This window comes from Sporosarcina sp. P19, assembly GCF_002743165.1.
GTDB classification, from domain to species: domain Bacteria; phylum Bacillota; class Bacilli; order Bacillales_A; family Planococcaceae; genus Sporosarcina; species Sporosarcina ureae.
This window is the reverse complement of the sequence record NZ_PDYR01000012.1, coordinates 105,250-113,081: the sequence shown is the minus strand read 5'-3', so window position 1 is coordinate 113,081 and position 7,832 is coordinate 105,250. Positions and strand designations below refer to the sequence as shown.

Here is a 7,832-nt window from a genome sequence, read left to right as displayed (position 1 = left end):
ATGCATACTACAGATACATCCGAAAAATAATTTTTAGTCTTATTCAAAACTCGATAAACCTTGTCACTATCGTATTTCCAAGAGGGAGTCGCCGGCTACCGCTCCGATCAACTAAGCTAATGCTTCAAACATTTTTCTGTAAAAGCCCCCGTTTAAAGCGTAATTATTGTTTACTTTTAATCTCCTCTAAGAGAGAGATGATCTTATCATTTTGCTCAATCACTGTTTGATTCTGTTTTCTTATTTTAGCAAAGTCGAACAAATAAACTATCAAAACTACTAATACAAAAATCGCTAACACTTTCCCCACCCATTTCCCACACCGCTCTCACGGAAATATTTACAAAACCTGCTTAATCAACGATTTGGCCCGATTGCGATATAGACATAATCGCTTATAAAGTAATCGCGCCTGATAATGGGACATCATTCTTTCCCTTAAAATCAGTTAACTTTTCTTCAACTAAAATAATTTGTTGAAGAACCCCTTATTTCTCCCAAATCAATACTGCGCGTTTTAATAGAGAATCCCAAGAATCTTCTCTAGCAATTTTTTCTACATCAAAATCTACATAATACACAGCATCAATTTTTTCACTTTCGGGAAGGTTAAAAGTATATTCTTGTTCATTAAGACTGTTTTCATTATTAATAAGTTTTCTTGTAGGCGAATCGGCAATTGTTTTTGTATAGTAAATAAAACTCACATTCTTTTTATTTCCATTAATTTCAAGTGGCAAAGGATGTGTTCCGTTAACGCCAGCATAACTTTCACCAAAATAATGGGAAACCAATTGATTGTCATCATGTGTTTCAATTTTAATTAGATTTTTTGAGTATGGAATAACCGTTTTGTAATGGAAAACATAAGAAAACGCTCCTGTTAAAATAATTGCCGTTACTAAAACGGATACAATTGAAATCACCACTTTTTTCTTACGAAACTTCTTGCTGATAGTATTAAAAAGTGGAGAGGGTTTTTCTACTGGAAGATAAAGATTTTGTTTCATTGACTCATATTCCTGTTGACATATATGACAATGCCGCAAATGCTCGTCTACCATCTCTTTTGTATCTTGACTAACAACTTCATCAATATAAAGAGGTAAAACATCCTGAATGATTGTGCATTTAATCTCGTTCATAATTCATACCCTCCATATACTCTAAAATTTGCTTCCTTGCTCTATAAAAGGTTACTCTTGCCCATCCCGCACTTTTTCCAAAGATCTTTCCTATCTTTTCAAAAGGTAATTCGCCAAAAGTGCGTAGTGAAAATACTTCCTTATAAGGTTCATTCATCGAGTGAATAAACTGATGAACAGTAAAAGCATCATCCTCATTCATCAAATGCTTTACAAATTGTACTTCCATCATTGGTTCTTCTATTAAGTCTAGGTTTACTTGTCTTTTCATTTTTTTGTAGTGCGAGAAATATGTATTCTTGGCAATTGTAAAAAGCCATGCTCGAATATCTTTAGAACCATCAAACTTTTCAAGTGATTTTAACGCTTTAAAAAATGCCTCTTGCGTAATTTCTTCAGCTATCCTTTCATCGTGACATAATGATTTTATAAACAAAAAAACTTCTTTAAAGTATTCGTCATAGATTTCCTCAAAGTCCACCTCTTTTCACCCCTTATACTTATATAACTCCTAGAATTCAATTACGTTACAAAAAATACTTAAAAGTTTTATATGACTTATACCCAGAATAAATCCAAATAAAAATAAGTATATTCGAAATGAATATACTTACCTTTTAGTTGACTGTTTTTTCAACATGTCCCGATTGAAGCACAAACCGTATGCAAGAATTGCCCGATCATTGAAGAATGAAACTTAAAATGATTTGTAGAATCGCTGCAATAGCTACTATCCACATAATTTCTATTCGTATAAATGAATTATATGTACTGCGTTTTTTTGTAACTGCTATATCTTGTGCAACTTTGAAATTGATTGGTAAAAAGTATAAAGAAAAAATTATAGCTATTGAAAATGAAATACATAAATTTACAAGGAATTGACTAGTTGTTAGACTTGCCACGGCACTACCAATTATAAATACTGGGACACCAACCCAAATAAAAAAGGTTAGAACTAACAAAACTGCTGCCATTATGATGAACATAAATTCTCTCTTAACCACATGTAAATAACTGTTATAGTAATAACTCACGTTCCCCCTCCTCGAATTCATTCAGCAACTTGGCCCTATTACTGAAAACGGGTGCAATTCTTCTTCAAGAAATGCTCCCCGATAGTGAACCACTAGATCCTAACCATTTTTCTATACATTATCCGACTTATTACTTCTAGAATTGTTTAATCTAACTACTATTTTATTCAACAGGAAAAAAATCAAATAAAAAAATGCAATATTAAACAAAAAACCTAACCACATAAAACTAAAGCCACCGTATTCATAAATACCAAGCCATTCAGCAGGAAAGCCCCAAAAACGAGAACCATCATCAATTCTCAATCCGAAACTGGGAATAAAAGAAAAGAGGAAAACAAAGACAATACTTACACCTAAAATATAATCTTTCTTTTTATTACTCTTAATACAAATCCCCTCTCTCAATCCTTATTAATCAATCATTTGGCCCTGATTGTAGTATGATGCTTATTAAATAAATGCCCCCGATAAAGGCAAAGTGGTCAAGGTCCGTTGACTTGCGCTCCAGCCGGACGCGTTCCCGAGGGCGGCCGGTGAACCTCCGGGAGTCGCTGGCTGTAGCGAAGATCAACTAGCCAACTACAGAGAAGCCTCTTCCATAAACGTCCCCGATTCCAGTACAACGTATTATTTCAAACGAACACCAAAGAAAATGCTAACTATGAAATAATAAATAGCTAAGATTGATAAAGAATCTGTTAACACAATCAATAAATCATTATTCCGAATAATAAATCGCCACACGAAGGAGCTAATCACAAAAATTGTTGGGAATAGCAGAAAATATCCCAGAAAATACTGCTTTGCTTTTGTCACTATAAATCACTCCTAGTGCTATGAATTGGCCCGATTGCGATATAGACACAATCGCTTATCAAGCAATTGCACCCGACTATTGAATATTACCTCTAGTTAAGTTAGCATGAATAATTTATTTATAAACGAGTACATATGCGTAATTGATTACCATCAGGGTCAACAACTGTCATCATCCGAAGTCCCTCAATATCCTCATTTGGAGGATCAGGAATACAAATATCCTTTTTATACTTCAATTCGTTGTACCAGTTATCGACATTCGGAACAAATAAGTGAATTAATCCACCAACTTGGCAGTCACCAGTATGTTCAGTTAAATAAAGTGTCATTTTATCCTTCGTGATTTGAACAAAAAAAGGAAATTGAGGTCCAAACCGATGCTCCCAATCGATTTTAAAACCCATTTTATCTACGTAAAATGCAATACTCCTTGTATAGTCAGTAATACGGAAAGCAGGAATCACTTTTTGCATAATTACACCCCCTCTATTATGTTCTTTCTATTATTTTCAGCATACATGTTAAATTAAATGTCCCTATTGCGGTATTTGAGCATTTGCTTATAAAACAAACGCCCCCGATTGTTTAATCTTAAAAATTATCAAACAAATATTCTAAAGCTTCTTTTCCTTCTACGTCTCCTACACTCTTAAATCTTTCAACAACAATATCGTCATGTTCAGCAGCAAACTCAACTTCCCATCTTTCACCTGGTACTGAAATATCAACTCTGATATATTCATCTCTAGTTTTATCTAAAGTATAATAAATTTTATTCCGTTCAAGTTTTTCTAAAAGATCAATAAAATTTTTCATTGCTACACCTCTTTCATTCCTCAAACTGGCCCGATTATGAAATACTAATTATCTAACATCAGCACAGTAAGACTTCTCTAGGGATACTAATCGTGGTTTCCAACTGTTCTATAAATCATTTTTGCGGGTTTGCAAAAGCTGTAAGAAGTCCCAAGGCAATATACGTGCCACCAGTTAATCCGTTTTGAATTTTAGTTCTCAACTGACTTCCAAGGATCCATTTTCGAACACTAGATGCAAGAAATGCATATATACCATCGCTAATTAAACCCATTGCAATAAAAATACCACCTAAAATTAAAAATTGAAGTGTGACAGAACTGCCTGTAGGCGAAATAAATTGCGGTAAAAAAGCTAGAAAAAACAGAGAAGTCTTCGGGTTCAAGGCTTCTACTATGACAGATTGATTAAAGATCTTAGCTATCTTATCAGGTTCCGTTTTTGGGATAGTAGGTTGATTGGATTCCTTCGATAACCATAATGTTCTACATCCGAGATAGATAAGATATGCAGCTCCTAAGTACTTTACTAGGTTAAATGCTAATGATGATGTCATGAGAAGCGCAGATATTCCAACGGCTGCTGCGATTACATGAATTGCCGCACCTGTAGCAACGCCAAGGACTGATGCTATTCCAGCTGTTCTACCTTGATTTACACTTCTTGCAATGATATAAAAAACAGATGGTCCTGGAATAACTAACAAGACAAGAGCTGCTAGTACGAATATCCAAACATTGGAAAAGTCCAAACTTGTCTCACCCCTTTTTAAAAATAAATTCTATATCTGAAAAATGCTGACCTTAATTCATCATCAGATATTTGCTATACTCTGGCCTGATTGAATGGCAGCCTTTATGCTGTTATTGCCCCCATTTACGGAAGATATAGCACTAATAAACCAAACTTATTACATAATAAATACCAAGTAACTCGATGATTGTGAGGTCATCGGTCTTGGCTACAGTCTTTAACGATACCGGAACTTTCTTCTCCACATTAATAGTCGCATGGATGTTTCCATCTAAGCTAATTTTACAAGTACGATTAAATATATCTTTTCTAAAAATATATTCTTTATTATTTTTGTAATACACCATACGTGGATTTGTACTGATTTTCGTTTGATCTTCTAGCAAAAACTTATTTTCTTTAGCATCATCATTTAAAAATATATCCCATTTTAAATTCACTAGATTCGATTTAAAAGACTGCTCTTTTACTTTTAAATGTTTCCCATTACTTGCACCATATATATTTATGGTTTCCAAAAAAGAAATTGTAACAGGCGAATAATGTATAAGTCTATCCCAAAAACTTTAATACCTTCTCTGAATAAAACCGACTTGCATGCCATCTGAATCCATAATTTCAATTTGTTTTCCCGAAGAATTCCACATTGGTAAAACTGTAAAGCTTTCCATGACATTCACCCTTCTTTGGTACATTATTCATTTAAGTAGCCCTATTTCGGTATTTGAGCATTCGCTTATAAAACAAACGTCCCCGATCGTTTTAGATGATTTTTTGAATTTTTTAACCTTCTAGCTTGTTAGTTGATGTTTTTAATGTTTGTGCTGAATTATCGAGATAGATGTCTAAATACGTGCTATCAGTAAACTTTATAACTACAGCATTAGAAGTAACAGCAACATCGGAAACTGTCTTACCTTTCATCTTTTCAGGCGTGACTTTAAAGTCATTTATTTCCACTATCGTCGCATCCTTTCATTTAAATTTTATTTTATTTTTAATAACTGTCTTCCGCAAAGTGGCCCGTTTGATGAAAATGCTTATTTACATAATACAATCCGTTGCTTGGAGTGTAGGCGCCGACTCCGTGAGGATCAGCGTGAACCTACAGACCCTGGACAGGTGCCTTAATTTCTGCAATAGTTTATCTACAATTCATTTTGGTCCATTTATTGAGAAAATTTTCCTGTTATAATCTATTTTAGCATGAAATACTTTGTTCCCTTCAATGTTTCCAATTAATTCTAAATTTATCCGCTAAACCATTCTAGACACCAATTCATGTATGAATTGCGTCCCCATATGTCAAGCCTTTTAACGTTTTCTCCCCATGCACCGAACCTGTTATTACTTGACAGATGGTAAATTACACTATCCATAAACCACATCTGTAAGACTCCCCGTAAATTCTTACACTACCATTCGTTTTTGTCTCTAGACATATGTTCAATTTATGACAGCAAACACAATTATTCGACAAGATATGACAACTGTCACTAGGTCCTGGCTAATCCGTAGTGTAAGTTATGGTTAGAAGTTCGCTAGTTCATATACGAAATTTGTAGTTTGAGGAGAAATTTATAATGAAGAAAATAGCTTGGATTACGGATACGGCAGCACAAGTAGATGAGGCATTCATTCAAAAACATCATGTATTTGTACTTCCTCTTGGCGTAGTGTTTGGAGATCGATGCTATAGGGAATCACTGGATCTCACAAAAGATGAGTTTTATGATAAATTACGTGCAGCAAAAGGTTCACCTAAAACCTCACAACCTACAATTGGTGAGATGACTTCTTTATATGAAAAACTGCAGACAGAAGGATATGACTTTGCGATGGCCGTGCATTTATCCAGTGGCCTTTCTGGTACATTTGAAAGCGCTCAATCAGCCGCAAAGATGTCAGACTTCCCTGTGTATCCGATTGATTCGAAAATTGGTTCATTTCCGATGGTTAAAATGATCGAGATGGGCAATGAACTGTTTGCAGAAGGTAAAGAACCTGAAGAAGTGGTGGAAGCCCTTACTGCTATGACTTCAAATTCAAAATTATCGTTCATTCCAGGCGGTCTTGGCCAACTGCATAAAAGTGGTCGCGTTTCAGGTACACAAGCATTTTTAAGTAATTTGCTGAACATAAAAGTTCTCATTAGTTTTGAGAACGGAAAAGCCGTGATGACAGAAAAAGTGCGGTCCATGAAGCGAGCAAAAAAACATGTCACTTCGCTACTCCGTGCCGATATGGAAACAGGTTCTGTACCAGAGGTAGCAGTTATTCATTGCCATAATGCACATGACGCTGAAATATGGAAGAATGAGCTACTGAAAGAATTTCCCACATTACATGTTCAAGTCGTCTCACTTAGTGTTTGTGTGGCCGTACATGCAGGTGAAGGGACTACGGGATTAAGCTGGGTTACATATTAATATAAGAAGGGACCGAATCCAATATGAATTCGGTCCCTTCTTATATTTTCCATGACATTCTTCATAACCGATACGATGGTATGAGTCCCCTTTTATACAAGAACGCCACAGCATTCAAGAACGCGCTCGGGACTTTCTTCCAAAAGAAACGTTTTCGATAAAATTGGCGATGGGCTTTTTTTAGATTGCTCCACTGCCTGCAGTCCTTTTTCTGTCTATACCGCGCCACATCGATCAGCTTCACTTGATTATCGGGTGTGATAAATATATTACGCAAATGAATATCAGAAGGGTTTAATCCTGTATTGGCCGCTAGTGATAATGCGTAGTCAATTTCTTTAATATGAGCGTCTGTAATGACTCGCCCATTCGTCATACAATCAAAAAGTGTATCCCCTTCGACGTAATCCATCACTACGTAATTCGCACCCGTTTCATAAATGCAGGGGAAATAGTGAATCCCTTTGAGTGTTTGATAAATCTCTGCTTCTTCCTTCGCGATGTACACGGATTGTGGAAAGAATACTTTAATTGCCTTGTTAGAGCATTTGACTCGGAAAACAAACGCACTTCTCCCTGTTCCGACGAGTTGCAAAGATGGATGAAAGTCCACCAAACGATTCTTTTTATTTATGTTAATGGAATGTACAAGTTCCTGATACATACTCAAAATGTAACCTCCAGTAGTTTTCGATATATAAAAAAGAGACATCAAGACCAATTAGTGGCTTTGATGTCTCTACTACAACTAAAAGAGACCTCACCAAATAATTGGTAAGGTCTCGCAAACAACGTAAGTTGCCAGTAGAGCCGAGGATTCACATCCTGTG

At 35.5% G+C, this 7,832-nt stretch carries 9 protein-coding genes and 1 pseudogene; 1 reads left to right on the top strand and 9 read right to left on the bottom strand.

What is annotated here, in order from left to right:
- Positions 1–488: 488 nt before the first annotated feature.
- From CSV74_RS13020 to CSV74_RS16780, 8 genes and pseudogenes are all read right to left on the bottom strand, one after another.
- The gene (locus tag CSV74_RS13020; RefSeq protein WP_099691986.1) at positions 489–1,145 is read right to left on the bottom strand and encodes a zf-HC2 domain-containing protein; all 657 of its coding nucleotides are present in this window, start codon (positions 1,143–1,145) and stop codon (positions 489–491) included.
- A complete protein-coding gene (locus tag CSV74_RS13015) occupies positions 1,132–1,626 on the bottom strand; it encodes an RNA polymerase sigma factor (RefSeq protein ID WP_099691985.1) in 495 nt (164 codons plus the stop codon). Before CSV74_RS13015 ends, CSV74_RS13020 begins: the two co-directional genes overlap by 14 nt.
- 199 nt (positions 1,627–1,825) lie before the next feature.
- A complete protein-coding gene (locus CSV74_RS13010) occupies positions 1,826–2,182 on the bottom strand; it encodes a hypothetical protein (protein WP_099671428.1) in 357 nt (118 codons plus the stop codon).
- A gap of 938 nt (positions 2,183–3,120) precedes the next feature.
- Positions 3,121–3,480, bottom strand: coding sequence for a glyoxalase superfamily protein (locus tag CSV74_RS13000; protein WP_304442375.1), 360 nt, complete (start codon positions 3,478–3,480; stop codon positions 3,121–3,123).
- A gap of 115 nt (positions 3,481–3,595) precedes the next feature.
- Positions 3,596–3,820 (bottom strand): hypothetical protein, encoded by a 225-nt coding sequence (locus CSV74_RS12995; RefSeq protein WP_099691982.1) that lies wholly within the window; start codon positions 3,818–3,820, stop codon positions 3,596–3,598.
- A gap of 115 nt (positions 3,821–3,935) precedes the next feature.
- On the bottom strand, positions 3,936–4,571 hold the full coding sequence (locus CSV74_RS12990) for a LysE family translocator (protein WP_099691981.1): 636 nt from the start codon (positions 4,569–4,571) through the stop codon (positions 3,936–3,938).
- Positions 4,572–4,713: 142 nt separating this feature from the next.
- A pseudogene (locus tag CSV74_RS17165) lies at positions 4,714–5,127 on the bottom strand (tubby C-terminal domain-like protein); the annotation flags it as partial.
- A gap of 229 nt (positions 5,128–5,356) precedes the next feature.
- Positions 5,357–5,533, bottom strand: a complete 177-nt coding sequence (locus CSV74_RS16780) for a hypothetical protein (RefSeq protein ID WP_199170354.1) — start codon at positions 5,531–5,533, stop codon at positions 5,357–5,359.
- Positions 5,534–6,156: 623 nt separating this feature from the next.
- Here CSV74_RS16780 and CSV74_RS12980 point away from each other — a divergent pair.
- On the top strand, positions 6,157–7,002 hold the full coding sequence (locus CSV74_RS12980; protein WP_099691979.1) for a DegV family protein: 846 nt from the start codon (positions 6,157–6,159) through the stop codon (positions 7,000–7,002).
- Positions 7,003–7,063: 61 nt separating this feature from the next.
- Here the strand turns inward: CSV74_RS12980 and CSV74_RS12975 are convergent, their stop codons facing one another.
- A complete protein-coding gene (locus tag CSV74_RS12975; protein ID WP_099692000.1) occupies positions 7,064–7,666 on the bottom strand; it encodes a protein kinase family protein in 603 nt (200 codons plus the stop codon).
- Between the last annotated feature and the right edge of the window lie 166 nt (positions 7,667–7,832).

Bases quoted from the DNA above. Each gene is read 5' to 3' on its own strand.
- CSV74_RS12980 (WP_099691979.1), top strand. From the start codon at position 6,157: ATGAAGAAAATAGCTTGGATTACGGATACGGCAGCACAAGTAGATGAG.
- CSV74_RS12995 (WP_099691982.1), bottom strand. From the start codon at position 3,820: ATGAAAAATTTTATTGATCTTTTAGAAAAACTTGAACGGAATAAAATT.
- CSV74_RS13020 (WP_099691986.1), bottom strand. From the start codon at position 1,145: ATGAACGAGATTAAATGCACAATCATTCAGGATGTTTTACCTCTTTAT.
- CSV74_RS12975 (WP_099692000.1), bottom strand. From the start codon at position 7,666: ATGTATCAGGAACTTGTACATTCCATTAACATAAATAAAAAGAATCGT.